21 protein-coding genes are annotated in these 24530 nt (G+C 61.5%); 10 read left to right on the top strand and 11 right to left on the bottom strand.

Annotation, left to right across the window (positions count from 1 at the left end):
* Positions 1 to 105 precede the first annotated feature (105 nt).
* From GS_RS01360 to GS_RS01350, 3 genes are all read right to left on the bottom strand, one after another.
* Positions 106 to 1965: a cytochrome c3 family protein gene (locus tag GS_RS01360; RefSeq protein ID WP_010940947.1), complete on the bottom strand. Its 1860-nt coding sequence runs from the start codon at positions 1963 to 1965 to the stop codon at positions 106 to 108.
* 300 nt (positions 1966 to 2265) lie between these two features.
* Positions 2266 to 4146, bottom strand: a complete 1881-nt coding sequence (locus GS_RS01355) for a B12-binding domain-containing radical SAM protein (RefSeq protein ID WP_010940946.1) — start codon at positions 4144 to 4146, stop codon at positions 2266 to 2268.
* Between the two features lie 32 nt (positions 4147 to 4178).
* Positions 4179 to 4724, bottom strand: coding sequence for an MXAN_5187 C-terminal domain-containing protein (locus GS_RS01350; RefSeq protein WP_010940945.1), 546 nt, complete (start codon positions 4722 to 4724; stop codon positions 4179 to 4181).
* A gap of 160 nt (positions 4725 to 4884) precedes the next feature.
* On the opposite strand from GS_RS01350, the gene GS_RS01345 reads away from it, so the two are divergent.
* Positions 4885 to 6315, top strand: coding sequence for a bifunctional UDP-N-acetylglucosamine diphosphorylase/glucosamine-1-phosphate N-acetyltransferase GlmU (locus GS_RS01345; protein WP_010940944.1), 1431 nt, complete (start codon positions 4885 to 4887; stop codon positions 6313 to 6315).
* Positions 6316 to 6380: 65 nt separating this feature from the next.
* Positions 6381 to 8210 (top strand): glutamine--fructose-6-phosphate transaminase (isomerizing), encoded by a 1830-nt coding sequence (gene glmS, locus GS_RS01340; protein ID WP_010940943.1) that lies wholly within the window; start codon positions 6381 to 6383, stop codon positions 8208 to 8210.
* 98 nt (positions 8211 to 8308) lie between these two features.
* Here the strand turns inward: glmS and GS_RS01335 are convergent, their stop codons facing one another.
* The 4 genes from GS_RS01335 to GS_RS01320 form a co-directional block, all read right to left on the bottom strand.
* Entirely contained in the window at positions 8309 to 8587 is a 279-nt protein-coding gene (locus GS_RS01335) for a DUF1634 domain-containing protein (RefSeq protein WP_235044945.1), read from the bottom strand.
* Between the two features lie 32 nt (positions 8588 to 8619).
* Positions 8620 to 9453: a sulfite exporter TauE/SafE family protein gene (locus GS_RS01330; RefSeq protein WP_010940941.1), complete on the bottom strand. Its 834-nt coding sequence runs from the start codon at positions 9451 to 9453 to the stop codon at positions 8620 to 8622.
* Positions 9450 to 10175, bottom strand: a complete 726-nt coding sequence (locus GS_RS01325; protein WP_235044943.1) for a GntR family transcriptional regulator — start codon at positions 10173 to 10175, stop codon at positions 9450 to 9452. The genes GS_RS01330 and GS_RS01325 overlap by 4 nt, the downstream gene beginning before the upstream one ends.
* 350 nt (positions 10176 to 10525) lie before the next feature.
* Complete coding sequence (locus GS_RS01320; RefSeq protein WP_010940939.1) at positions 10526 to 11449, bottom strand: LysR family transcriptional regulator; 924 nt, start codon at positions 11447 to 11449, stop codon at positions 10526 to 10528.
* A gap of 394 nt (positions 11450 to 11843) precedes the next feature.
* Here GS_RS01320 and GS_RS01315 point away from each other — a divergent pair, with 394 nt between their 5' ends.
* From GS_RS01315 to GS_RS01280, 8 genes are all read left to right on the top strand, one after another.
* Positions 11844 to 12746 carry an AEC family transporter gene (locus GS_RS01315; protein ID WP_010940938.1) on the top strand — a complete coding sequence of 301 codons (903 nt, stop codon included), beginning with the start codon at positions 11844 to 11846 and terminating at the stop codon, positions 12744 to 12746.
* Between the two features lie 57 nt (positions 12747 to 12803).
* Complete coding sequence (locus GS_RS01310) at positions 12804 to 14039, top strand: multidrug effflux MFS transporter (RefSeq protein ID WP_010940937.1); 1236 nt, start codon at positions 12804 to 12806, stop codon at positions 14037 to 14039.
* A gap of 177 nt (positions 14040 to 14216) precedes the next feature.
* The gene (locus GS_RS01305; RefSeq protein WP_235044942.1) at positions 14217 to 14558 is read left to right on the top strand and encodes a hypothetical protein; all 342 of its coding nucleotides are present in this window, start codon (positions 14217 to 14219) and stop codon (positions 14556 to 14558) included.
* Positions 14559 to 14969: 411 nt separating this feature from the next.
* A complete protein-coding gene (locus GS_RS01300) occupies positions 14970 to 16736 on the top strand; it encodes a cation:proton antiporter (RefSeq protein ID WP_010940935.1) in 1767 nt (588 codons plus the stop codon).
* A gap of 60 nt (positions 16737 to 16796) precedes the next feature.
* On the top strand, positions 16797 to 17264 hold the full coding sequence (locus tag GS_RS01295; RefSeq protein WP_010940934.1) for a universal stress protein: 468 nt from the start codon (positions 16797 to 16799) through the stop codon (positions 17262 to 17264).
* Between the two features lie 206 nt (positions 17265 to 17470).
* Positions 17471 to 18040, top strand: a complete 570-nt coding sequence (locus GS_RS01290) for a flavin reductase family protein (RefSeq protein ID WP_010940933.1) — start codon at positions 17471 to 17473, stop codon at positions 18038 to 18040.
* A complete protein-coding gene (locus GS_RS01285) occupies positions 18037 to 18243 on the top strand; it encodes a hypothetical protein (RefSeq protein WP_010940932.1) in 207 nt (68 codons plus the stop codon). Before GS_RS01290 ends, GS_RS01285 begins: the two co-directional genes overlap by 4 nt.
* Complete coding sequence (locus GS_RS01280) at positions 18231 to 18521, top strand: putative quinol monooxygenase (protein WP_010940931.1); 291 nt, start codon at positions 18231 to 18233, stop codon at positions 18519 to 18521. Before GS_RS01285 ends, GS_RS01280 begins: the two co-directional genes overlap by 13 nt.
* Before the next feature lie 87 nt (positions 18522 to 18608).
* Here the strand turns inward: GS_RS01280 and GS_RS01275 are convergent, their stop codons facing one another.
* From GS_RS01275 to GS_RS01260, 4 genes are all read right to left on the bottom strand, one after another.
* A complete protein-coding gene (locus tag GS_RS01275; protein ID WP_010940930.1) occupies positions 18609 to 19046 on the bottom strand; it encodes a hemerythrin family protein in 438 nt (145 codons plus the stop codon).
* 105 nt (positions 19047 to 19151) lie between these two features.
* Positions 19152 to 21002: a sensor histidine kinase gene (locus GS_RS01270; RefSeq protein ID WP_010940929.1), complete on the bottom strand. Its 1851-nt coding sequence runs from the start codon at positions 21000 to 21002 to the stop codon at positions 19152 to 19154.
* A gap of 202 nt (positions 21003 to 21204) precedes the next feature.
* Complete coding sequence (locus GS_RS01265; RefSeq protein ID WP_010940928.1) at positions 21205 to 21852, bottom strand: response regulator transcription factor; 648 nt, start codon at positions 21850 to 21852, stop codon at positions 21205 to 21207.
* Positions 21853 to 24345, bottom strand: a complete 2493-nt coding sequence (locus tag GS_RS01260) for a PAS domain S-box protein (RefSeq protein WP_010940927.1) — start codon at positions 24343 to 24345, stop codon at positions 21853 to 21855.
* Between the last annotated feature and the right edge of the window lie 185 nt (positions 24346 to 24530).

Raw genomic sequence — 24530 nt, 5'->3', positions numbered from 1 at the left:
GTTGGCGAAAAGTGCGGGGGCTCCACAGCGTTACTTCGCAAATGCAAAGGGGGAACCGGCTGACCGGTTCCCCCTTTTCGTTCCTGCGATGCCGCTACTGAAAGATCAGTGCGCGCCTCCGCTCAGGAAGGCGTACAGCATGAGCACGACCAGGGTGAGGCCGATGACTACCGCGGTGAAACCAAAGCCTTTCACGATGAAGTCATAGACGACGCCACTGGTTTTCTTGGCGGCGAATTCCTCGGTGATGCCGAGTTCCTCATAGCGCTTCCACTGGTCGCCGCGCTCTTCGATGAACTCATGTTTCGGCATCTGACCATTGAAGATGACGAAGTCCATCGGGAACTTCTCGGGCCTGCCGTGGGTGTTGAAGAAGTGGACCGTGAAGATGAAGCCGGTAGCAAGCAGCGCCTCGTCGGAGTGGACGATGGTGGCCACGTTGAACATCCAGCCCGGCAGGAAGCTACCGAAGAACTCAGGGAACCAGAGCATCAGGCCCGAGCCGCCGATGGCAAACATACCCCAGAAGACCGCGATGAAGTCGAATTTCTCCCAGTAGGTCCAGCGCTCGAAGGTCGGCTTCGGCCCCCGGAACAGGAACCAGCGGACCATCCCCGCCACATCCTTGATGTCGCGGAAGTTGGGCATGAGAGAGTCGGGTCCGAACATGCGCTGGAGCCAGTTACCCTTGATATCCTTCCGGACGAAGAGGAAGTGGAAGGACAGGAGCAGAGCACCCGCGAAGTAGACGAAGGTGATGCCGGCACCGATGCGGTGAACGAGCGCGGCATTGGCCGAGTGCCCGAAGATGTGATCCATCATGAACTTCGCCCAGTGCTGGCTGCTGAACTTGAGCGGCAGACCCGAGAGAGACAGGATCAGGAAGCTGATGATGACCAGGAGATGGAGGAAAATGTGGCGACGCTTGAAGCGGCGGTACACCTTGTGCCCATCGGGGATGTGGTGCTCGGCATGGCCGTGAATGAGCGCCTGTTGCTTCTCGCGGTTTTCCACGAAGCCGCGGAACATCCAGAGCAGCGTGTGAATCCAGAACACGGCGAAGGTGCTGACGAGCAGGCCGGTCATGGCGATGAAGGTGTAGTAGAGGATCGGGTACTTCTCACGATCGCCAAGCTCACCGTGGGAGTAGAACTTGGTGAAGAGGGGGGTCGCCTTCGGGTGGCACTTGGCGCAGGTGGCGACCAGGTTCTGGGGATTAACGCTGGAGTTGGGATCCTTGGCCGGGAGCACGCCGTGGGCGGTGTGGCAGTCGGCGCAGCCGGCGACCTTCTCGGGGAAGCCGAGACGGTAGTTCTTGCCGTGGTAGCTGTCCATGTAGGTCTTGACGGCGACGGTGAAGACGTTGTTGCGCTCCATCATCTTCTCGTCGGCGTGACACTTCAGACACACCTTGGTATGGAACTCTCTGTTTTCCTTGGACTTGGGATCACCCAGCGGTTTGATGTCATGCAGGTTGTGGCAGTCGTTGCAGGCTGCCGAATCCATGTTCCCGGCCGCGACGCCCTTGCCGTGGATCGAGTTGCGGTAACCGGCCTCCTTATCGTGGCACTGGATACACTTGGCCACGACCTTGCGCTTATCCTTGTTCCAGTAGGAGTGGGTGTGGATATCGGTGTGGCAGTCAGCGCACCTGACATCTTTCTGGGCATGGACACTGGAGTAGTGTTCGGCGTTTTCCTTCTTGTGGCACCGTTCGCAGCGCACCTTTTCGACCTTGACCTCACCCTTCATGTGCTTGGTCAGATCGGTGATCTCCACGTGACAGCTGGTACAGGCATTCTTGCCGTGTACCGAGGCAGAGAACGCCGCGGCCGAAATCTTGTTGCTGTGACAGCCGAGACAGGTGGCGGGATCAATCGCCATGCCGCTCTCGGCCGCTGCCGTGCCGGCGAGGGTCACGAACAGCAGAAACGCGGGGAACAGCCGGAGAAACGTGGACAACATATATAACTCCTCCTCTGTTGGTGTATTCTATTCACACAAATAGAACACGGTATCGCCCATTAATACTCAAACCCATTTCCAGTCAGGGCGCATTATTGACAGCCATAGCAAACAGGAATTACATGGGGGATAATTTGCGTTAACGGCTATCGTAAAACCGTATTTTAAAGTATAAGAGTACTTCAATGAAACAGCTCTGAATCCCGGCGATACTAATACACGCAAACGAGAAAAAGCAACAAAATTGTATGATTTTTTTATACAGAGCGTAACGGGGAAGAGGGCAAACTCACACTTGAACTACTGCGCCTGAGTCGCAAGGACAACGATCCCCTCTGCCGCGGCGAAATCGAGAAATTCCCGTGCCTCGGCCCGGGTCAGGCCGGCACGGGACGCTGCTGCGCCGGCCTGGCCGGTACCGTCGAGCCCCTGCAGAAATTTCGCATATGATTCGAGAAGCGGTTCCGTGTAAACGTCTCCTCCCCGGGGATAAATGACCGCCCAAGAGCCGGAAGGGGCAAAGCAGTCGCGGAATGCCGCCAGATCCACCTCTCCCGCTTCGAGAATATCGACGATTTCATAGGAGAAGTGGGCAAGCCGGGCCGTCGGCGCGAGGGAAAAGACCGCTCCGAGCAGATCCCGGCCCGACAGTTCCCGGTCGGTTGGAAGAGGAGGCGGCGGCGCAACCAGTGCTGCCGCGAAGTAGTAATGGTAGTCCACCAGATCGAGGGCCAGGGGAAGAAGCGCCGCCCGCTTGCGGCGGCGGAAAATCCGGTCGAGAAACTCCCGCTGCATGAGCCAGATATCCTGATCGCCCAGGTCGGTACCGCGCTCCCCCTTCTGCCGGGTATCATCGAGCCAGGCGGCAAACTCGTCGAGCAGGGCGGCGGGAGACAGGCGCAGGGCCGACGCCACGCTGTTGAACCAGGCAACGGCCTTTCCGCGGGTATAGAAGATATCGCAGGCTTCGGCCAGGCGAGCAGCCCTCTCAAGGTCCGAGGGGGTAAAGGTGGGGGATCCCGTAAGGGTATAGGGAGGCGCGGTAAGGTGCTCCAGGCCTTCCGAAGACGCCCGGTTGGCGAGGATGGTGCCGGGAAGGATCGCCAGGGGAAAGATGTCCAGGTGATTCGGGTAGAGCTCCAGGGCAAAGTCGAGGCTGCGGCGGAACGCAGCCAGGGAGTCGCCGGGAAGCCCGTAGATCAGGTCGAAACCGAAAATCGCCCCGCTTTCGTTGAGCAGGCCAATCCGCTCGCGAAAGTCGTCGGGATCCAGATGGCGCCTGATTCTGCGCAGGATTTTCGGGTCGGCGCTCTGGAGACCGATCTGAAGGGAACAGGTAATCCCCGCGAAAAGCTTGGCCATCTCCCGGTCGATGAACTCGCTCCTGACCTCGAAATGGAAATGGACATGGCGGGCGCGGGCCCGAATCATCTTCAGGACTTTTTTCGCCCGTTCCCGATCCTGGTTGAAGGTAGAGTCAAGGACAAACACCTGAGGAACGCCACTGCGGACGATCACGTCGAGCTCCGCGTCGATCCGCTCCAGGGAGTAGCGCCGCACCCCGCGCTCTCCCTTGTCGTCAAAACAGTATTCGCAGGAGAAATCACAGCCTCGGGCAAGCTGCCAGAGGATGCCGGGATAGCCGGACGGATCGATAATCCCCGTCAGCAGGGGCGATGGGGCGGTATCAATAAGGCGGATCGGACGAGCCGGCGTGTGCTTGAGCGTGTCGTTGTCAAGCCAGGCCGTACCCACGGCTCCCCGGCCCGGTTCACCGATCTCAAGGCGCCCCATCACATCGAGAAAAGGGATTTCCCCCTCGCCCTGGATGAGGAAATCAAAGGAAGAGCCGGTGAGCAGTCCCGCCGGATCGGCCGTTGCTTCGGGGCCGCCGGCAAAGAGCGTCAGACCCGGTGCGCGGCGCCGCAACTCATCCGCCACGGCACGGGCGTCGTCCCGGTTCCAGAGGTAAACGGAAAACCCGACGGCATCGGGGGCATTGGCAAGGATATCGTCCACGCAGGTGCCGACAGCCGTGCCGGTAAAAAAATCGCACAACACGGCCCGCACCCGGGCCGACAGCTCCTCGTCGGTAGCAAGATATGCCGCAAGACAGGCATTGGCGAGGGGAACGGCCTGGGGCGAGGGATAGGGATGAATGGCGACAAGGACAACCTTCACGTCAGACTCCGAAAAAGAGAAGACAAGGCGCTTCAGCGGCGGGGACGGGCCTTGATCTTGGGCACGCCGTCTTCCACCACCACACGGAATTCCACCTGGTCGGTGCCGTACTTGGCTTTGATGACCGGCTTCTGGCGTTCGATGGCCGCGGCGACCTGATCGCGGGAGACCTTGTCCGTGGAAAGGTTGCAGGAACGGCGAGCCTCCACGAACTGGCGATAGAGCTCTTCCGCCTCATCCTTGGGAGGCGGGGGTTCATGCTGCCGCACCTCCGGTGATGAACGTTCGTGGATCGCCATCCTGAAGCGGTCCCGCGAGTACTTCCCTTCTTCCATGAGCCGGAGGATTCGGTCCCAGTACTGGCGGTAACTGGCGTAGCGGGAAACAAGAGAGGTATACTTGAAGTTGAGCATGGTATTGACGATCTTCACGGCTGAGTGCTTGCGCGCCAACCGGTCGACCGTTTCCCGCAGACGCAGGGGTTCCCGCTTCTCGATACCGAGGAAGTACTGCTCGTACTTGATGACGAGCTCATTGAGGCTCTGCTCGAACAGGTGTATGTCTTCAGGTATTCCCATAGGTTCTCCGGCAAAAGACTACTCTAGAACCCATCCCGTGTAAAGGCGAAAGCTCGCGGTTTCGCCACGTTAATCACTTGACTGGAAACCTCGGCATCGTTTAACGTTACTTGTTTTCGAATACGAATTATTTCCGACGCTTTCAGTCCGGGAGGAACCCATGGATAATCTTGCGGCAATCATCCTTGCCGCCGGCAAGGGGACAAGGATGAAATCGGGGATCGTGAAAGTCATGCACCCCCTGGCCGGCGCGCCGATGGTGGCATGGCCGGTGGCAGTGGCCCGACAGGCCGGCGCGGGACGCATCGTTGCCGTGGTCGGCCACCAGGCCGAGCGTCTTCGCGAGCATTTCTCCAACGATGCCGACATCACCCTGGCCGTGCAGGAGGAGCAGCTCGGCACCGGGCACGCCGTTGCCTGCGCCGCCGGGGATCTGTCCGGCTTCAGCGGAAAAGTTCTCATTCTCTGCGGCGATGTCCCCCTCATCCGCACCGAGACTCTGCGGGCCATGGTGACGGCCCACGAGGCGACCGGGGCGGTCCTCACCGTACTCACGGCCCGTCAGGAAAATCCCCACGGTTATGGGCGCATCATCCGCGGCTTCGACGGCAGGGTCATCCGGATCGTGGAGGAAAAGGATGCGACCCCCGACGAGCGGAGCCGCACCGAGGTGAACGCCGGCATTTACTGCGCCGAGGCATCCTTTCTCTTCGATGCGGTGAAGCGGATCGGCAACGATAACGCCCAGGGGGAATATTACCTTACCGATATCATCACCATGGCCAATGACCGGGGTCTGCGCTGCACCGCCCATCCGGTGGCCGATCCGGTGGAGGTCATGGGGATCAACGACCGGGTCCAGCTGGCCGAGGCAGCCCGGCACGCCCGCCGTCGAATCGCCGAGGAGCATATGCTGAACGGCGTCACCCTGGTTGACCCGGCGGCCACCTACATCGACCAGGGGGTCGTCATCGGCGCCGACACCACGATTCAGCCGGGAGTCCAGATCGCAGGCGGCTGCCGGGTCGGCGAGGGGTGCACCATCGAGGCCGGCGCAATCATCAAGGGGAGCGAACTGGGCGACCGCTGCGTGGTGGAATCGCGGGCGGTGATCCGGGGCTGCCGGCTCGGCAGCGACGTGGTCATCAAAGCGGGTACCGTCATGGAGGATTCCACGGTCATGGACCACGCCGCCATCGGCCCCATGGCCCACCTGCGCCCCGGCAGCGAGCTCGGGGCCCACGTGAAGATCGGCAACTTCGTGGAAACCAAGAAGATCGTCATGGGAGAGGGGTCCAAGGCATCCCACCTGACCTACCTGGGGGACGCCACCATCGGCCGGAACGTGAACGTGGGCTGCGGCACCATTACCTGTAACTATGACGGCGTGAACAAGCATCGGACCGTCATCGGTGACGACGTCTTCGTCGGGAGCGACGTGCAGTTCGTGGCGCCGGTCACCATCGGCAGCAACACCCTCATCGCGGCAGGCACCACAGTGACCCGGGATGTACCAGCGGATTCGCTGGCCATAGCCCGGACGCCGCAGATAAACAAGGAAGGCTGGAAACTCAGGAAACGGGATCAGTAATCATGACGCGGGGATCGCTGACACGCGCCCCCACTGAGCCCCCCATACAAACGGAGACCTGATCTATGTGCGGAATAGTCGGCTATATCGGCGCTCAGGAAGCAACCCCCATCATCCTCGACGGGCTCAAGCGGCTCGAATACCGGGGCTACGACTCGGCGGGAATCTGCACCCTTCTGGAAGGGAAGGCGGACAAGCGCCGCAGCGAAGGAAAACTCATCAACCTTGAGAGGCTCATCCAGAGCACTCCCCTGGCGGGCCGCATCGGCATCGGCCACACCCGGTGGGCGACCCACGGCCCCCCTTCGGAGCGCAACGCCCACCCCCACCAGGCCGGCTCCATCATCGTGGTGCACAACGGCATCATCGAAAACTACCTGGAACTGAAGCAACGGCTCGTGACAAGCGGCCGGGTTTTCAACAGCGACACGGACACTGAAGTCATCGCCCATCTGATCGACGACAAGTTCGCGGGCACGGGCGACTTCGAGCGGGCGGTTCGGGAGGCCCTGGCCGAGGTCCGCGGCGCCTATGCCCTCTGCATCCTCTGCGAGCGGGAGCCCGGCGTGCTCATCGCCGCCAAGCAGGGCTCCCCCATGGTGGTCGGCCTGGGCGAGGGGGAATTTTTCGTCGCCTCGGACATTCCCGCCATCCTCTCCCACACCCGGGAGATGGTCTTCATGGAGGACGGCGAGATAGTTGTCTTCCGGGACGGCCACCCCACCTTTTCCACCGTGGCCGGCGCGCCCCTGGATAAAAAATCGCGCCACATCGACTGGTCCCCCCTCATGGCTGAAAAGGGTGGGTACAAGCACTTCATGCTCAAGGAAATCTTCGAGCAGCCCCGGGCGGTCCAGGACACCATCACCGGCCGGTTGCTGGAGGAGCAGGGGGACGTGCGGCTTGAGGAGATGAAGCTCGCCGACGAGCAGTTGCGGGGAATCGGCCGGATCTGCATCGTTGCCTGCGGCACCTCCTGGCATTCGGCACTCGTGGGCAAGTTCCTCATGGAGGAGCACTGCCGCATCCCGGTAGAGGTGGACATCGCCTCCGAGTTCCGCTACCGCAACCCGGTCATCGACTCGAAGACGCTGCTGCTGGTCATCTCCCAATCCGGCGAGACCGCCGACACCCTGGCCGCCCTCCGGGAAGCCAAGGCCCGGGGCGCCATGACCGCCGCCATCTGCAACGTGGTGGATTCCTCCATCGCCCGGGAAGCCCACGGCGTGCTCTATACCCATGCCGGACCCGAGATCGGGGTGGCTTCCACCAAGGCCTTCGTCACCCAACTGGTGGCCCTCTACCTCTTCACCATCCGCCTTGGCCGGGCCGTCGGCACCATCGACTGCGAGCAGGGACGCACCATGATCGGCGGCCTGCTCAAGGTGCCGGCACTCCTGGAGCAGGCCCTGGAGACCAACGAGCAGGTGGAGCGGATCGCCCGGCGCTACATGAATGCCCGCGACTTCCTCTACCTGGGGCGGGGCATGAACTATCCCATCGCCCTGGAAGGCGCCCTGAAGCTCAAGGAGATTTCCTACATCCACGCCGAAGGCTACCCGGCCGGCGAGATGAAGCACGGCCCCATCGCCCTCATCGATGAGAACATGCCGGTGGTGGTTCTCGTGCCGAAAAACAGCACCTACGAAAAGGTCCTCTCCAACATGGAGGAGGTCATCGCCCGGGGCGGACGGGTGATCGCCATCTGCTCCGCCGGTGACGAGGCGATTGCGAAAAAGGCCGAGGTAACCCTGGAGGTGCCCACCGACGGCGAGGAACTGGCCCCGATCATCCTCTCGGTGCCGCTTCAGCTCCTGGCCTACCACGTGGCGGTCCTCAAGGGGACCGACGTGGACCAGCCGCGGAACCTGGCGAAATCAGTCACGGTGGAGTAGACATGCGACGGCTGTGATGTCGTTTGCAGCCAAGCGGCGCGAGTAGTAATGCAAAAGGGGCCTTCGGGCCCCTTTTTGATGGTATTGAAACCGGTGCCCTATCCAACCTGCCCGAGCAGGACGCCCGCAGCGAGCGAACAGAGCACGACCAGGCAGAACAGGGTAAAGAGCCAATCCCGCTCACGGAAAAAGACCAGTCCGGCCACCAGCACCCGCATGATCGGCGTCGCCAGGAGCACGACCAGGCCGGCCGTGATGAACCGGGGCGCATAGGCGGCCCCTGTCAGCAGCGTGGCCGCAATACCGATTGCCAGCAGGATGGCGGCGATGATCGAACCAATGCGCAGCAGACGGGCCAGGATCAGTTCTATCGGCACAACGCCCTCGTTTTCCGGCTGGTTCGGACTTGTCACGGACTGACCCCCTTGTACATCATCATGACGGCCGTGTAGATGATCAGCGGGATGAAGAGCTTGCGGATGGTGGTCGTCTTCATCCTGACCATCAGCCGGGCTCCCACCAGCGCTCCCAGCAAGACCCCCAGCACCACCGGCCCCGTAATCAACGGATTCACGTCGCCCCGGACAAAGTAGACCACCGCGCCGGAGGCCGCCGTTACCCCGATCATGAAGTTGGAGGTGGCGGTCGAGGCTTTGAACGGCATGCGCATCACCTGGTCCATTGCCGGCACCTTGAAGATGCCGGCGCCGATTCCCATAAGGCCGGCCGCGGCACCCGAAAAATACATGATGATCAGGCCGAGAATGCTCCTGGTCACCTGGTAGTCAACGCGGGCATTGAGGACATGGTCGTGGTAGGAGCCGGCAAGGCCCAGCCGCTGCGATACCTTGTCGGGCAGCACCTCGCCCGGCAATTCGGCCTTGCGGGCCTTGAACATGTTGTAGCCGGAATAGGCCAGCAGCACGCCAAACATCAGGAACAGCACGCGCTGGTTGAGGTAGCCGGCCACCAGCGCCCCGGTCAGCGCGCCGGTGGCGGTCCCCATCTCCAGCCACATGGCGACCCTCACATTGGACAGCCGGTCGTTCAGGTAGGCCACCGCCGCACCGGTCGAAGTGGCAATGATGGACACCGTCGATGCCGCCACGGCTGTGCGTATCGGTATGCCGAACAGCAGGGTCAGGGCCGGCACGATGATGATTCCCCCGCCCAGGCCCAGGATGGCGCCGGCAACGCCGGCCGTTATTGCAATCAGGAATATTTCCAGCGTGGTCATGATCATGCGTGCGGCCTGCCTCTCTTCAGTTCGACTTCGTATTCGTAGCGATCAGAGCGGTAGAGCGTCCTGAACCACACGAGCGGACGGTCGGCAGCGCCGTGGATGACCCTGCTGACACGCAAGACCGCTTCACCGGCCCGCACCCCCAGCAGGCGCGCCTCTTCCGGTCCGGCACTCATGGCGCCGATCCGCTGGCTGCCGCGTAGAGGAGCGATGCCGTTGTGGGTCAGCAGCAGGGCCATGCCGTGCTGTTTCAGGAGTTCCTCGTTCAGCTCTACCCCAAGGTCGCAGGGAAGCCACACGGTCGAAAGCATGAGCGGCTGCTGCTCCACAGTGACGATCCGGTACAGGTACCACCCTTCGGCGCCGGGACTTCGCTGCAGGGCCTCAGCCACTTCGGCGATCATGGGTCGGGTCTCCAGCGCCAGCACCCTGACCCGGGGATCAAGTCCGCGCAGCTGCAACTCTTCCAGGTGGCCCGTCAGGTTGGCCAGCGACTCGGTTATGGGCCGCTCTTTTGCGCCGGCCACAAAAGTCCCCCGCCCATGCTTCCGGTAGAGCAGCCCGGCAGCCACGAGATTTGCCAGGGCCTGGCGGATCGTGATCCGGCTGACCCCGTACTGCTCGATCAGCAGCCTTTCGGGAGGAATCGCTTCGCCGGCCTGCCACTTGCCGCTCCTGATGACCTCCCGGAGATGACTCTCGATTTGATGATACAACGGCATGCGACTGTGCGGGTCCAGCACGCGGGCATCCTTTCCAGCGTTAACATTATGTTGTCATGACAACATAACATCATTTCACCCATGAGGACAAGACCGGATCTCAAATCGGACAGAGTCAGCCGTTCCGGGCACGGTCCGGCATCACCCGGGGGGCGTGGCCGAATTATCTGATTATTTGTCGTTGTGCCACACGGCGTATTCCTTTAGGCCTGAACCATGAAACGCTCCAGCCAGCATAGGCCTGCCGACAACACGGCGCCGCGCATCGTGTCGATGGCCGCCTACCAAGGGGCCGGGCCAAAGAGGAAATGGGCCGAAAAGGCAAGAGGGGTGTACGCGGGAAGCCATCTTCAACCAGCAGGAACCAACCGCGCGGGACACGAGCCGACCGGTTGATGCGCCCTGGCGCTCTGCTCCAGCAGAAAATCAACAAACGCACGGTTTGCCCGCGACAGATAACCGTATTTTTTCCAGGCGATCTGGAGATCCAGGTACAGGGGCGGGTCCAGGGGAATCGCCTCCAGATCGTCGTCTTCCTCAACCACCATTCTCAAGAAAACCGAAATGCCCATCCCTTTCCGGATGAGCGACTTGACCAGGGTGTAGAGATTGGTCTCGAACCTGATGGCCGGATTGAGCCCCGCCCCTCTCATGACGTCGAAAACGAGCTCCCGCAGGTAGTACCCTTCCTTGTAGAAAATCAGGGGATGGCGGGCGAATTCCTGCAGCGGAAGACGTTCCATCTCCGCCAGGTGGTGGTTCTTGGGTACGCAGACGATCACCTCTTCCCGCAGGAATCTCCGCAACTCGAGCGTGTCGGGAAAACTCGCGCCAGCAATGACACCCATGTCGAGTTCCCCATCGAGGATCATCTTCTGGATCTTTGAAGCTCCTTCGCCGGACACGCTCAGGTGCAGCTCCGGATAGCGGTTGGAGAAGTCCCGGATGATCTGCGGAAAAAAGTAGGCGCTCATCATGGGGGGTATCCCCACCCGCACCTCGCCCTTGGCAAGACCGCGCAACTCCTCCATTTCCGTTTCCGTCGACGCCACTTCCTCCAGGATCTTCTCCGCATGCCGCAGAAAGATCTCGCCTTCGGCGGTCAGAGACACTTTCCGCTCCTGCCGGTTGAAGAGCACAAGGTCAAGCTCCTCCTCAAGCCTCTTCATGGCCATGCTCACGGCCGGCTGAGCCACGCGCAGCCGCTCCGCGGCCTTGGTGAAGCTGCCGAACCTGACGATTGCGACGAAAAACTGCAACTGGCGGATATCCATAGCCGGGCCCTTGAATAAACATAAGTTATGCAATTCATAACTATAATATATTTTATTTATATTTCGACCACTGCTATCTTGATTATATCTGACAATGTCGTACGGAAGGCAGGTACCGCTAGGGACAGAGTTCACCAAGGTGCGGGGCATTTCATACCTTATGCCTCACCCTGTGCGGCGGGAGCTTCGCCGCCCACCTCCCCCGGAGATATATGCAGTCGCTTCTACCGGGCGTTCACGCCGGATGGCACGGGTTGACCGAAGGGGGGTCATCCATTCGTCACGGAACCCGAAGGCCGGCGCTAATGGGTCGACTCCCAGGTCGCACATTGGACCGGGGCGTATAAATGACGATGGGCACGGGCGATCCGAATAGCCTGTGCCGGGAGAAACCATGCACAACTTTCTCATAATCGGAGCCTTCATTTCGCTGGGGATTCTCCTGCGGCGGTTCAAGGCGCTGCCGGAACATACCCCCTTCGTGCTCAACAAGATCGCCATCAACGTCTGCCTGCCGGCGCTCATCCTCCTCAACGCCCCCAAAATCGCCTTCACTCGCGACGCGGTGACGGCGGCGATCATCCCCTGGGCGCTGCTGGCGCTTTCCGTGGGACTGGTGCTGCTCGGGGCGAAGATCTGGCAATGGCCGCGGCCCGTCGTGGGGGTGCTGCTCCTGATCGTTCCGTTGGGAAACACCTCCTTTCTGGGGGTGCCGATCATCCGGACCTTCTTCGGCGCGGACGGCCTGCCGCACCTGATCGTCTACGACCAGATAGGGACCATGATGATCTTCGCCACCTACGGCTCCTTCATCCTTTCCCTCTACGGCCAGGATGGAACTCTGTCCGTTTCCGCCGTGGTCCGCAAGATGCTCCTCTTCCCGCCATCCCTGGCCTTGGCCGCCGGGCTCGCGCTCAAGTCGTGGTCCTATCCGGACGGACTGTCCCTTGCGCTCCACTACCTGGCACTGCCCTTGGTGCCGGTGGTGATGACGGCCATCGGCCTGCAGCTCCGGCTGAGGTTGCCCCCCCATCTCGCGGCGCCGGTCGGCATCGGACTCGGTATCAAGATGCTCGCCGCTCCGCTGGCAGTCCTGGTGGCATGCCGCCTGGTCGACATGAACGGCCTGGCGGTAGGTGTTTCGGTCGTGGAGGCAGGCATGCCGCCGATGGTAACCGCCGGAGCCCTGGCAGTGGTTGCAGGAATGGAGGCGGAGCTCGCCATCGCACTGGTCGGGATCGGCATCCTCTGCTCCTTCGGGTCGCTGCCGGCACTCTTCTGGCTGGTAAGCCTGTAAGAAACGGGAGCAATAGTGCGGCATGAACATCATTGGCGGAACGGAGAACCCTGCCCTATGGAAATAACCTCCACGGCCCCGGCGTTCCAGCCGGCCGACATGACCCGGCGCGAACTGGCGCGACTGGTCCTCATCCTGGGTGCGCTGACCGCTTTCAGCTCCATGTCCATCGACATGTACCTTCCCGCCTTCCCGCAGATCGCCCGGGACCTCGGCGTGCCACTCGGAACGGTGCAGCTCTCCATCTCCGCCTTCCTGTTCGGCTCGGCCGCGGGGCAGCTCGTGTACGGTCCGCTGGCCGACCGGTGGGGCAGGCGAACCCCTCTCCTCGGGGGACTGGCCCTCTATGTGGCGGCAGCCTTCGGATGCGCCGCCGTCCACACGGGGGAGGGGCTGCTCTTCTGGCGGGTGGTTATGGCGCTGGGAGGCGGGGCCGGCATGGTGATCTCCCGCGCCGTGGTGCGTGATCTCTACGACACCGCCGAGGCGGCGAGGATGTTTTCACTTCTCATGCTGGTCATGGGGGCCGCGCCGATCCTGGCCCCAATCGCGGGGGGACAACTCCTGCTGATCACCGGCTGGCGGGGGATTTTCGGTTTTCTGGGGATCTTCGGCATTCTCTCTCTCGCCGCGGCAGCGGCATGCCTTCCCGAGTCGCTGCCGCCCGAACGGCGGAGCACGCGCGGTGTCGCCGAAATGGCCGCCATCTACGGCCATCTGCTCCGCAACCGCCGCTACCTCCGCTATGCCATCGCCCTGGGCTGCGTCGCCGGGGTCAACTTCTCCTACATCTCAGGCTCCCCGTTCGTCTTCATCGAGCTGAACGGCGTCTCTCCCCAGCAGTTCGGCCTTTTCTTCGGGGCCAACGCCTTCGGCCTGATCGGCGCATCCCAGGTGAACCGCCGGCTCCTGCGACGCTTCAGCGCCCAACGGATTCTCAACGTCGCGTTCACCGTCAACGCAGCGGCGGCCCTGCTCCTCACGGTGGCGGGATTCACGGGGGTGGGCGGCTTCCCGGCCCAGGTCGTCCTTCTGTTCGTGTGCCTCTGCATGACCGGATTTCTCTATCCCAACGTGACGGCCCTCGCCATGGCCCCCTTCGACAAGGCGGCAGGGAGTGCATCGGCGCTTCTGGGAACGATCCAGTACACCCTGGGGGCAAGCGCGGGGGCTCTGGTTGGGATGCTCCACAACGGAACTGCGGTGCCGATGACCGCTGCCATGGCGGCCTGCGGGCTGCTGGGCTGGTGTGCCGCCGTGGCCGGAATCCCTCGCGCCCAAGTCGACCACTGACCGCTTCCCCGGAGAACGTGCCCTGGCGCCATCAGGACTGGCTCAACAGCAACCACTGCCGGACCGGCCTCACACGCGGGCGGAGAGACTCCCTCCGGGGACTGCGCGGGACGCTCCGCAGAGTTGGCGCATAACTTTAACTTGTATCAGCCGGCAACTATGTACTATGGTCCTCATATGCAAACAGGGCTGAAAAAATTCTCGGGAACACCCCTGCGAATTGCGGTGATCGCCACGATCTTCGTTGTTCTCGCCCTCAACGGGGTCGCCAGCTCCGGTTTTCTGGAGCATGGCGGCTCCCTCCAGCCGAAGTGCGCCATCAGCAAGTCACAGAGCGCTACGGCCCATTCGACGACCCTCAAGCATGTCCAGATCGTAGTCCTCGGCCAGCGGCTCTTCGAGTTTCACAGCCCGGTGTCCTTCCTTTTGAACGGCCATCAGGACCCCCGCCCACAGACATCCCTTACCGCATCGATCGTTTTCACCCGGGCCCCACCCGCCCGCAGCAGTCTTTCATAGCACAACACCATCCAACTGCCACCCTTACGATTGCCGACAATTCTCTGGCAGAGAGGGTCGAGATGTTCGATCTGATCCCCGCACCCGGGCGAGGACCATCACAGGCCCCGCCGAAGGTCTTTGCCCGGAGCATCAATCGAAATCCCCGCACTCTGCAATAACGCCGCTCACCGCGCCGATGGCCGCCCGTAGCTCCAGACCTGCGGCGGAGACGCGTTGCGCGTTTGTCCCTTTGCCCTTTGTGCAGTCATTATTCTTTGGCATCAGTTCATCGGTTTTGCGGCTAATCCAACCGTTTCGAACGGCAGACAGGGCACGGCAGACGTAACGCATCGAATTAGGCCGGCACGACCGGCTTCGGCCCCACATGCCGCCGGCAGACGGTCCGCCGGGAGGAGGAATTAAGAACATATGCACGATCTTGGACTCATCATGACCATCACGGGGAGCTTCACCGCGGCGCTGCTCCTGGGGTATCTGACCCATCGCCTGGGCATGTCGTCGATTGTCGGATATCTTCTGGCGGGCATTGCCGTCGGAACCCACACGCCGGGGTTCGTCGCCGACCTGGGGATGGCTGAACAATTCGCCGAAATCGGCGTCATCCTTCTGATGTTCGGCGTGGGGCTCCAGTTTCACGTCAAAGAACTGCTCGACGTGCGGCGTGTGGCCATTCCCGGCGCTGTATGCCAGAGCGCCGTGGCCACACTGCTGAGTTGCCTGCTGGCCAGGTGGCTCGGCTGGAGTTGGTCGGCGGGTATCGTCTTCGGCTTCGCCGTGTCGGTTGCGAGCACGGTCGTGCTTCTCCGCGTGCTGGTGGACAACAATGAGCTGCATACCCCCACCGGCCACATTGCCGTGGGCTGGCTCGTGGTGGAAGACATCTTCACCGTTTTCCTGCTGGTGATCCTGCCCATCTTTTTCGGCTCCGGGGTGGCCGGATCGGACAGCCTCCCCCTCGCCATCGGGCTCTCCGTGGTCAAGATAGCCCTCCTCGTCGCCCTGACCTTCTTCGTCGGAAGCCGCCTCATCCCCCGCCTCCTGTGGCACGTGGCGGCCACGCGCTCACGGGAGCTGTTCACCTTGACCGTGCTGGTGCTCGCCCTGGGGATTGCCGTGGGCTCCGCCAAACTCTTCGGCGTGTCCATGGCGCTCGGGGCATTTCTGGCAGGCATGGTGGTCCGGCAGTCCGATTTCAGCTTTCGGGCCGCATCGGAAGCGCTGCCGATGCGAGATGCCTTCGCGGTCCTCTTTTTCGTCTCGGTGGGGATGCTCTTCAACCCGACATACCTGATGGAGGAACCCGGCCTCGTACTTGCCACCCTCGTGATCATCCTGGTGGGCAAGCCGCTGGCCGCGCTGGTGATCGTTCTCGTCCTCGGCTATGCGCCGCGCGTTGCGCTGTCCATTGCCGTCGCCCTGGCGCAGATCGGGGAATTCTCGTTCATCCTGGCCACCGTCGGCAAAGACCTGGGCGTCCTCGGCGAAGGGGGAGCCAACACCCTCGTTGCCGCATCGATCATATCAATCAGCCTCAACCCACTGCTGTACCGGCTCATCGGGCCGTTGGAGAAAAAAGCCCGACATTGGCGCCTCTGGCGCATGCTCGACGAACGGGCGAAGTCGCGCACCACAGGGAGTGCCGAAGACGCGGGCAGCCATGTGCTCACGTCCCGGAACAGGGCAATCGTGGTGGGATACGGCCCCACGGGCAGAACCCTGGCCCGTCTGCTCAGTGAAAACGGGATTGACCCGGTCATTATCGAGATGAACCTGCACACGGTCCGCCAGCTCAACGCCGACGGCACATTGGCCATTTACGGGGATGCCACGCGCGAGGAAACACTGAAGGGGGCGGGGGTGGAGAGTGCTGTTGCCTTCATCCTGACCTCGGCAGGGATGCAGGGAAGCGACGAGGCCATCCGCCTGGCTCGGGAACTCAACCCCAACCTGCGCATCATCGCCCGCGCGGCCTATCTGAGGGATATTCCGGCCCTGCGCCGCGCCGGGGCCGATGCGGTGTTCTCGGGAGAGGGCGAGATAGCGCTCAACATGACCGAGCACATGCTCAACAAACTCGGCGCCACGCCCGAGCAGATCGACCGCGAACGGGAGCGGGTCCGGTCGGAGCTCCTCGGAGGGACGCCGGCCGTAACACCGCTCGCCACGGATCACTAACGCCGGAACCAGCCCCGCACATTACACAGATGTCCCGGCACTATGACTGGAGGGAACGGAATGAGAATTCTTCTTGCAGTAGATGGTTCACCGGGCAGCGACGCTGCCGTTGCAGAGGTATGCCGCAGGCCCTGGCCGGCCGCAAGCGAAGTCCGCATCGTGACCGTGCTTTCCCCGCTGGAATCGCTCCCCTTGCGCAACTCTTCACACATCCCCCTGTCCTATGACGAGATCTTCGAGCAACAGGGGTGGGATGCGGCCAAACGCTTGAAGGACGCGGCCGAAACCCTGCAGCAACGGGCACCCGACCTGCACGTCACGCCCGTGCTGCTGGAAGGCCGGCCCAAGAATGCCATTCTGGACGAAGCCGAACGATGGTGTGCGGACCTGATCGTTGTCGGCTCCCAAGGATCCGGGGCGCTCAAGCGCTTTTTCCTCGGCTCCGTATCCCTGGCCGTTGCCCTTCACGCGCCCTGCTCCGTGGAGATCATACGCCGCTCGCCCGATCAGCCGGACCCAGCGGCCTGAACGGTCGAGCGCCGGAGGGAACCGGTCTTGTCGCTCCCGGAGCAACGACTCTCCCCTGAGTAACCAGAGCGGTTTCGGTCCGGATAAAAAGTATTCCTTGTTGCTGCCGGTCCGAGTTATATTCTGTCCGCAACGGGACTCGTCCCCCCGGCGTCGCCCGTTGGAGAGCGAATCGAACGTTTCCGAAATCCTTGACTGGAGGTCCCATGAAACAATCACTCGGTGCCAGAACACTGCTCGTCCCGACCCCCGTCCTGATGGTTGGAACCTATGGCCCCACAGGCACGCCGAACCTGATGAATGCGGCCTGGGGCGGCATCTGCTGCTCCGACCCGCCGTGCGTTACGGTATCCGTGCGCACGTCACGGCTTACCTACGACAACATCGTTCAGCGCAAAGCATTCACGGTTAGCGTGGCCAACGAAGCCACAATGGTGGAAGCGGACTATGTCGGCATCGCCTCAGGCCGTGATGCCGACAAATTTGCCGTGGCCGGCCTGACCCATGTCGCCGGCGAATACGTGGACGCACCCTATGCGGAGGAGTTTCCGCTGGTGCTGGAGTGTCGGCTGCTGCATACCCAAGAGCTGGGGCTGCACACCCAGTTCATCGGCGAGATCGTCGATGTGAAGGCGGACGAGGCCATCCTGGGCGAGGACGGACTCCCCGACATCCTCAAAATCCGGCCGCTGGTCTATGACACCGCCCACAAGGGGTATCACGCGGTCGGACAACTGGTTGGCAAGGCCTTCTCCGCAGGGAAGAAGCTACTATGACGCCTGAGGTTTCCGCACTGGACAAGGCCCTCGCAAAGGTCTGCGAATTGTGCCCGGTCTGCCTTCATGCCCGCTATCACCAGCAAGGGGTCGTCTTTGAATTCGTGCGGAATGTGGAGCGGGACATCTGCCCCTTCTGCAAGGCCTATGAACGGGTTCACGGGAAAAAGTCCCACGAGAGGAGGCAGCCATGCCGACGGTAACGGTAATAGCGGAAGTACGGGCACGGGAAGAGGCGGTCGACGCGGTCAGGGTCGAACTTCTGAAACTGGTGTCGGAAACCCGTCAGGAGGAAGGCTGCCTTGAATACCGGCTGCATCAGGACGGGGACGACCCGGCCCTGTTCATCTTCTACGAGAACTGGCAGAGTCCGGCCTGCCTGGAACGGCATCTGGGGTCCGGCCACTTCCGGGCATACCTCGCCGCGGTCGAGGGAATGATTGCCGGCAAGACGGTCCGCAGGCTGTCGGAACTCACCTGAAGGGTATCAACGCTTTTGATGAGGTGGTGGGGTTTGGGCCGGAGGGGTCATGCGTGGTTTCGGCGCTGTCTGCGCCGAAACCCGGCGTCACTTCACGTAAGGGACGTAGCGTGCGTCGTTGGACTGGATGTGGCTCAACCACCACTTCTTGAGGAAATCCATCAGTTCCCAGGAGAGATCTTCGCGCTTTTCACGGTACTCCGAGCGGATTGAGCGGGTACGCTGCATCATCCAGTCATGGTGCTTCTTGTGCTCCTCATACTCGGGATACTTTGCCAGGCGGAGGAGTTGCTCCTCATCGGCGAAGTGGTTCTGGGTGTAGGTGGACAAGTCATCGAGAATGCGGCCCAGATCGAGCAGCCCCGTCCTGCCCTGCAGATAGTCGTACACCTCATTGATGAGATCAATGATCTTTTTGTGTTGACCATCGAGCTTCGGGACGCCGACACTGTAGCTGTCCTGCCAGACAATGAACTTCTGGGATGCTTTGTTACTGTTTGAGGCGCTTGAATCCGCTGTTCCCATGCTCACCCCTTTCCAGAACCTGTGCACTATACTAGTTAATCAGGATGGTTGTTGCGGGTTATTTTAGCACGAACCGGGCCAATCGCCTCCGCGCGGAACATTTCTTCAGTTATCCAGAGTAAAGAAGAACACGGCGCCGTGCCCTTCCCGGCCCTGCGCCCACACACGCCCCCCATGGCGCTCCACGACACGGCGCACCGTTGCCAGACCAACGCCCGACCCCTCATAGTCCTCCGCGCTGTGGAGCCTCAGGAACGGCTTGAAGATTTTTTCGGCATGTTCATTGGCAAAGCCAACTCCGTTGTCCCTGACAAAGAAGACCGTTCGCCCCCGATCCTCGCCCACACCGAACTCTATAACGGCATCCTGCCGCTTCCCCGTGTATTTCCATGCATTGCTGAGGAGATTCTCCATAACGACTTGCAGCAGCCGGGGATCGCCGTTCACCTCGATCCCGTCGGTTATCCGGAATGCAACCGCGCGCTCCGGCTGAGACAGCGTCAGATCCTGCACAATGCCATGTGCGATCGTGCTGAGATTGGTGGGACGCCGGTTGATTTCCCCCTTGCTGACCATGGCAAGGCGGAGCAGATCGTCGATCAGTTGCCCCATCTTTCTGGCTGCCGAACAGAGCCGGGCCAAGTGTAATTTCCCCGTATCGTCAAAGGCCTCGTAGTAATCCTCCTGAAGAGCCCTGCCGAACCCTTCGATGTGGCGCAGGGGGGCCCGCAAATCGTGGGAAACCGTATAGCTGAAGGCTTCCAGTTCCCGGTTGAGTGCCGCCAACTCCGACGTTCGCTGCGCCACCCGTTGTTCGAGCTCGGCATTGAGTCTGGACAGTTCATCCTCGGCATTCTTTCGCCGGCTGATATCGGTCATGACCCCGCGGAGCTTCACGTGGCCGTTCGTGTCCTCGACAACCACGAATGAGTTCCGCAGCCAGATAATGTGGCCATCGGCGGCGAGTCCGCGATACTCCAACTCATGGCTGGTTCCCTCGCCATGCGCCGTGCGGCAGGCGGCAAGCACCCACGCGCGGTCGTCGGGGTGGATGCAGCGCTCCCAGAACCCCGGCTCGGCCAGCCATGCCTCGGCGGGATAGCCCAGGATATCCTCTGACCTCCGGCTGACAAACGTGAAACAAAAACTCTCGACGTCAAGCTCCCAGACGATGCCGCTGATGGCATTGACCAGTTCGACATACTTTTCGTTGCTTTTTCTGAGACTTTTAGCCGCAGACTTGCGGTCGGTGATGTCGGTGAACATTGCGATCACGCCGGCGTTCAGCCCGGCAGGATCGTGCAGTGGCGCAGTGGAGATGCTGACACTGATCAACTCTCCGTTTTTCTTCATGCGCACGCCTTCGATATCGTGCAGGACCGCCTCCTGGCAGGCGCTCCCGCAGACCCGCTCCTCATCTTTCGTGTCGTCGGGGTGGAGCAGGGAAAAGGGCGTCCCCCGAACCTCCCCCTCAAGCCAGCCGAAGAGGCGCTCGGCGGCACGGTTCCACACCACGACCTTGTCTTCCCTGTCAAGCGCCACGATGGCGACCGGTGACGCCTGGAGGATGGCTGCCATTGCCTGATGTGCCTCGAACAATTTTTTCTGGCTCTCGTAGTTCTCGGTCAGCTGCTGCCGAAGTTCTTCCTCGGCCACGATCAGTTCTTCGTTTTGCTGCCTGAGTTCCTCCTCTACCACGGTCAGTTCTTCATTCCGCACCCGGAGATCTTCCTCGGAGCGACTGATCTGCGCCGTATCCCGGTGGACGAGCCAGTAGAGGAGCATGGCGGTCGCGGCCACGTACACCCATCCCTTTCCCATCTGGAGTCGCGTGAGGAGATGAGGGTCGCCAACCGCGAGATAGAGCAGCCAATCGGAAAAGAGAATCCATGACACGCCGACGAGCGCATAGATCGCAGTAATCCGTAACGCTACATTCTGATTGCTGCCGGCCATGCTCCTTCCTCCTGTGTTTTGCCGGATCATTCCGCTCCGGGGCCGGAAGCGGCGTATACATGTCAAAGGACATGGGCACGGTTGGGACAGGTACTGCAGGGTTTCCCGCGGTATGAACAAAAGGATAGGCGCCCAACGACAGTAAATATCCGAAATAACGTCGTCAGTCTGTCAGGAATGTTTGACTCAAACAGTGAAAAGACTATTTTGCGGGGGTAACGCCGTGTAGAAGGGCAAATTTGACCAGCGAAGGGATATTGGTGATACCGAGCTTAATCATCAGCCTGCTGCGGTAGGTTTCGATGCTTTTGGGTGAAAGGGAAAGGATTTCAGCAATCTCAGAGCTTTTCTTCCCCTCGACTACCAGCTGCAGGACCTCCCGCTCCCGCTGGCTCAGGCTGTCGAGGGGACTTTTCGGGAGATCGGCGCAGGCGGAGCGGTGCATGTCGGACGGCAGCCGACTCCCTCTGCCGAAATAGCGGTGCCCCCGCATGACCGTTCGCACTGCATCGGTGACCTCGGCACCTGCCGATTCCTTCAGGAGATACCCCCGCGCGCCGGCCTGGAGCGCGCGGTAGACGTGCTCAAGGGTGTCGTGCATGGAAAGAATGACGATTTTTGTCGCCGGCTGCTCTCTGGCAATCAGGCGGGCGGCTTCGATGCCGTTCAGTTCCGGCATGGTAATGTCCATAACCACCACGTTGGGCTTAAGCGACTCGGCCATCGCTATCGCCTCGCGCCCGTCGCCGGCCTGACCGATCACGGCAATATCGCTCTGGGATTCGAGAATCATGGTCAGTCCGTCCCTTACGACGGCATGGTCATCGGCAATGAGAACCTTGATCACCATCTACGAACCCTCGTCAATTTCAACAGTCAGTACCGTACCTTTGCCCGGCGCGGTATTCAGCCGGAACGTCCCGCCGATCAGTTCAGCCCGCTCGCGCATGATTGTCAGCCCCCAGCCGCTTCCCGCCGGTGTCGGCGAGGCACTTTCAGGTGCAAATCCAATACCGTCGTCCACAACCGAAAGCCGCACCCGCCCATCGCCGTGATCCAGGGAGACCTTCACGTTCCCTGCGTTTGCATGTTTCGAACAATTCGTGAGGGCCTCCTGAACGATACGAAAGAGCGCTATTTCCTTTTCCGCAGGCATCCGGGGAACGCTGTCGGCCCCCCGTACCGTCACCTCAATCCCGGTCCGCCGTGAAAAAAGATCAGCATGCCAGCGTAGCGCTGCCGGCAGACCGTAGTCGTCCAGCACGGGCGGCCGCAGCTTGGCAGTTAGGCCCCGGACCGTGCGGCTTATGTCTTCGATAAGCCGTTCCGTGTCTTCGATCCTCGCCTTGAGGCACCCGTCCGGGCCCTGCACGAGACGGTTGCCGATAACGGAAAAGTTGAGATTGAGGGCGGTCAGATCCCTCCCGATCTCGTCGTGCAGTTCGGCGGCGAGCTTCTTCCTCAGGTCCTCTTCCATCTCGGTGAGACGCCGGGTGTAGCAGCGGAGGGCTGCCTCGGCCCGCCGGCGTTCGGCAATCTCGGAGGCCAGCTCCATGTTCCGCAGTTTCAGTTCCGCAGTCCGCTGGTGAACCAGCTCCTCGAGCAGTTCCCTGTGGCGATGAAGCTCATCCTCCGCCAACCGGCGCTCGGTGATATCGATGAATGTCGCCAGGACCGTGCCCTCAATCGTTATCCCGGAAACTTCCACCAGACGAATATCACCGTTCTTGCACGCGACCCGGAATTCAGCGGGTTCGATATCACTCGCACCGTTCGGGCCTCTTTGCACGGACGCCTGCCAGGCATCGGCCGTCTCCCCTCGGCAGCGCCCATCGGTGCAAACCCGACTCCACCACTCCTCCTGCGTCGGGATGTCTTCCGGCGCATAGCCGAACAGCCGCGTGAACCGGTCGTTTACGTACCGCAAGGTGCCGCTCGCATCCGCGAAGCACAGTGGCAGCGGCGCCATCTGGACGAGACGCCTGAACCTTGACTCGCTTGCACGAAGAGATTCCTCGGCCTGGCTGCGTGCGGCTACCTCCTCCTGCAAGGCCCGGTTGGCCTGTTCCAGATCCGCAGTCCTTTCCCTGACGCGAAGCTCCAGCTGTTCCTTCGCTTCCCGGAGGGCCGCCTCCGCCGCCTTGCGGGCGGTTATGTCTTCCACGATGGCGATGTTGAAGCTCGGCTCCTCGCCGTCCGCCCACAGGGGAGAGACGGTCAGTCTGACCCACACGTTGCAGCCGTCCCGGTGCAGGTAACGCTTCTCTCTCGTAAAGGTACGGATTTCCCCCTTCAAGAGCCGGGAGATGCACTCCAGGTCGACCGCCAGATCGTCGGGGTGGGTGAGCTCCTGGAACCCCATCGTCAGCATTGTCTCGGGAGAGTAGCCGACGATGTCGCCGTATTTCGCATTGACCCTGACGAACCGGCCCGTCAGCGGATCAACCAGGGCCACCCCGACTGCCGCCTGCTCAAAGACCGTCCTGAAGCGCTTTTCGCTTGCGAGCAACTGCGCTTCAGCCTGCTTGCGCTCCACCAGGTCCATGATCATCGAGGCGAGCTCATGCAGCGCATCCGCATCTTCACGGATGTACTCCGTCGCCTTGTTGCCCACGCCGATAATGGCGAGCACCTTGTCGCCATGAATGATCGGCACACCCATCACCCGCACAATGGGGGGGTGTCCCTCGGGCAGTTCCTTTTTATGTGGAAGCCCGGCGTAATCGTTATGGATCATGGCAGTACGTTCGCGACAGCAATCACCCCAGATCCCGGCCCGTCTGGTCGGATGGTGCTCTTTTTCGCCTCTCACCCGGCACATGGTGGCCAGGGTATTGCTCGACCACGCCTGCAGGGAAGCCTGCTCCCGGTCCGGGGCAACAACATGGAGGTAACCGATACTGCTGTCGGTCAGCCGTTCAGCGGCATCCAGGGCTGACCGAAGTAACTCGTCGAGGCTTTCGCACCGGGCACGTTCCGACAGCTGCAAACGGATGCGCAGCAACTCTTCGGAGCGACTGCGCCCGGCGGAGTCCCGAAGGTACATCACCAGGCGGTCATCACCAGCCCTGGCCACCCGGAGGAACGCCCGCACGGGCTGCCCATCCCGCCCGATCAAAGAACATTCTCCTTCCCAAAACCCGGTGTCGGTCAAGGCGGCTCCGGCGCGAAGCACGGCCTCGCACTGTTCCGCATGCATGATGTCGGCCAGAGCGCTGGGGGCGGAGTGACGCGATCCTATGCCCAGGAATTCGAGACTTGCCGGGCTGGCTTGCACAATGCGTCCCTGCGGTTCTACCAGCAGAACGGGAAACGGCGAATGTTGAAGGTGCCGATGGATCACTTCCGAAACTCCTGCAAATACAGATCAGACACTTCGAGCCCGAGGTTCGACTGTTCCCTTGAACTCAGCTAAGTCTATTAATGCCGTAAGCAAATCGCCGCATTCCCACAAGCTCACGAACGAACATCACCCGCAATCAAACACTAGCAGAGGACTTGATCTTTGACATGTAATTCCGCCACGAT

The sequence above is a fragment of the Geobacter sulfurreducens PCA genome (genome assembly GCF_000007985.2).
In the GTDB taxonomy this organism is placed as follows: domain Bacteria; phylum Desulfobacterota; class Desulfuromonadia; order Geobacterales; family Geobacteraceae; genus Geobacter; species Geobacter sulfurreducens.
This window is presented reverse-complemented; position numbering and strand designations above follow the sequence as displayed.

What these genes read in the sequence shown, in the direction of transcription:
- GS_RS01360 (WP_010940947.1), bottom strand. Translation starts at nt 1,965, where the DNA reads ATGTTGTCCACGTTTCTCCGGCTGTTCCCCGCGTTTCTGCTGTTCGTG.
- GS_RS01350 (WP_010940945.1), bottom strand. Translation starts at nt 4,724, where the DNA reads ATGGGAATACCTGAAGACATACACCTGTTCGAGCAGAGCCTCAATGAG.
- GS_RS01345 (WP_010940944.1), top strand. Translation starts at nt 4,885, where the DNA reads ATGGATAATCTTGCGGCAATCATCCTTGCCGCCGGCAAGGGGACAAGG.
- glmS (WP_010940943.1), top strand. Translation starts at nt 6,381, where the DNA reads ATGTGCGGAATAGTCGGCTATATCGGCGCTCAGGAAGCAACCCCCATC.
- GS_RS01330 (WP_010940941.1), bottom strand. Translation starts at nt 9,453, where the DNA reads ATGATCATGACCACGCTGGAAATATTCCTGATTGCAATAACGGCCGGC.
- GS_RS01325 (WP_235044943.1), bottom strand. Translation starts at nt 10,175, where the DNA reads ATGCCGTTGTATCATCAAATCGAGAGTCATCTCCGGGAGGTCATCAGG.
- GS_RS01320 (WP_010940939.1), bottom strand. Translation starts at nt 11,449, where the DNA reads ATGGATATCCGCCAGTTGCAGTTTTTCGTCGCAATCGTCAGGTTCGGC.
- GS_RS01315 (WP_010940938.1), top strand. Translation starts at nt 11,844, where the DNA reads ATGCACAACTTTCTCATAATCGGAGCCTTCATTTCGCTGGGGATTCTC.
- GS_RS01310 (WP_010940937.1), top strand. Translation starts at nt 12,804, where the DNA reads ATGGAAATAACCTCCACGGCCCCGGCGTTCCAGCCGGCCGACATGACC.
- GS_RS01305 (WP_235044942.1), top strand. Translation starts at nt 14,217, where the DNA reads ATGCAAACAGGGCTGAAAAAATTCTCGGGAACACCCCTGCGAATTGCG.
- GS_RS01300 (WP_010940935.1), top strand. Translation starts at nt 14,970, where the DNA reads ATGCACGATCTTGGACTCATCATGACCATCACGGGGAGCTTCACCGCG.
- GS_RS01295 (WP_010940934.1), top strand. Translation starts at nt 16,797, where the DNA reads ATGAGAATTCTTCTTGCAGTAGATGGTTCACCGGGCAGCGACGCTGCC.
- GS_RS01290 (WP_010940933.1), top strand. Translation starts at nt 17,471, where the DNA reads ATGAAACAATCACTCGGTGCCAGAACACTGCTCGTCCCGACCCCCGTC.
- GS_RS01285 (WP_010940932.1), top strand. Translation starts at nt 18,037, where the DNA reads ATGACGCCTGAGGTTTCCGCACTGGACAAGGCCCTCGCAAAGGTCTGC.
- GS_RS01280 (WP_010940931.1), top strand. Translation starts at nt 18,231, where the DNA reads ATGCCGACGGTAACGGTAATAGCGGAAGTACGGGCACGGGAAGAGGCG.
- GS_RS01275 (WP_010940930.1), bottom strand. Translation starts at nt 19,046, where the DNA reads ATGGGAACAGCGGATTCAAGCGCCTCAAACAGTAACAAAGCATCCCAG.
- GS_RS01270 (WP_010940929.1), bottom strand. Translation starts at nt 21,002, where the DNA reads ATGGCCGGCAGCAATCAGAATGTAGCGTTACGGATTACTGCGATCTAT.
- GS_RS01265 (WP_010940928.1), bottom strand. Translation starts at nt 21,852, where the DNA reads ATGGTGATCAAGGTTCTCATTGCCGATGACCATGCCGTCGTAAGGGAC.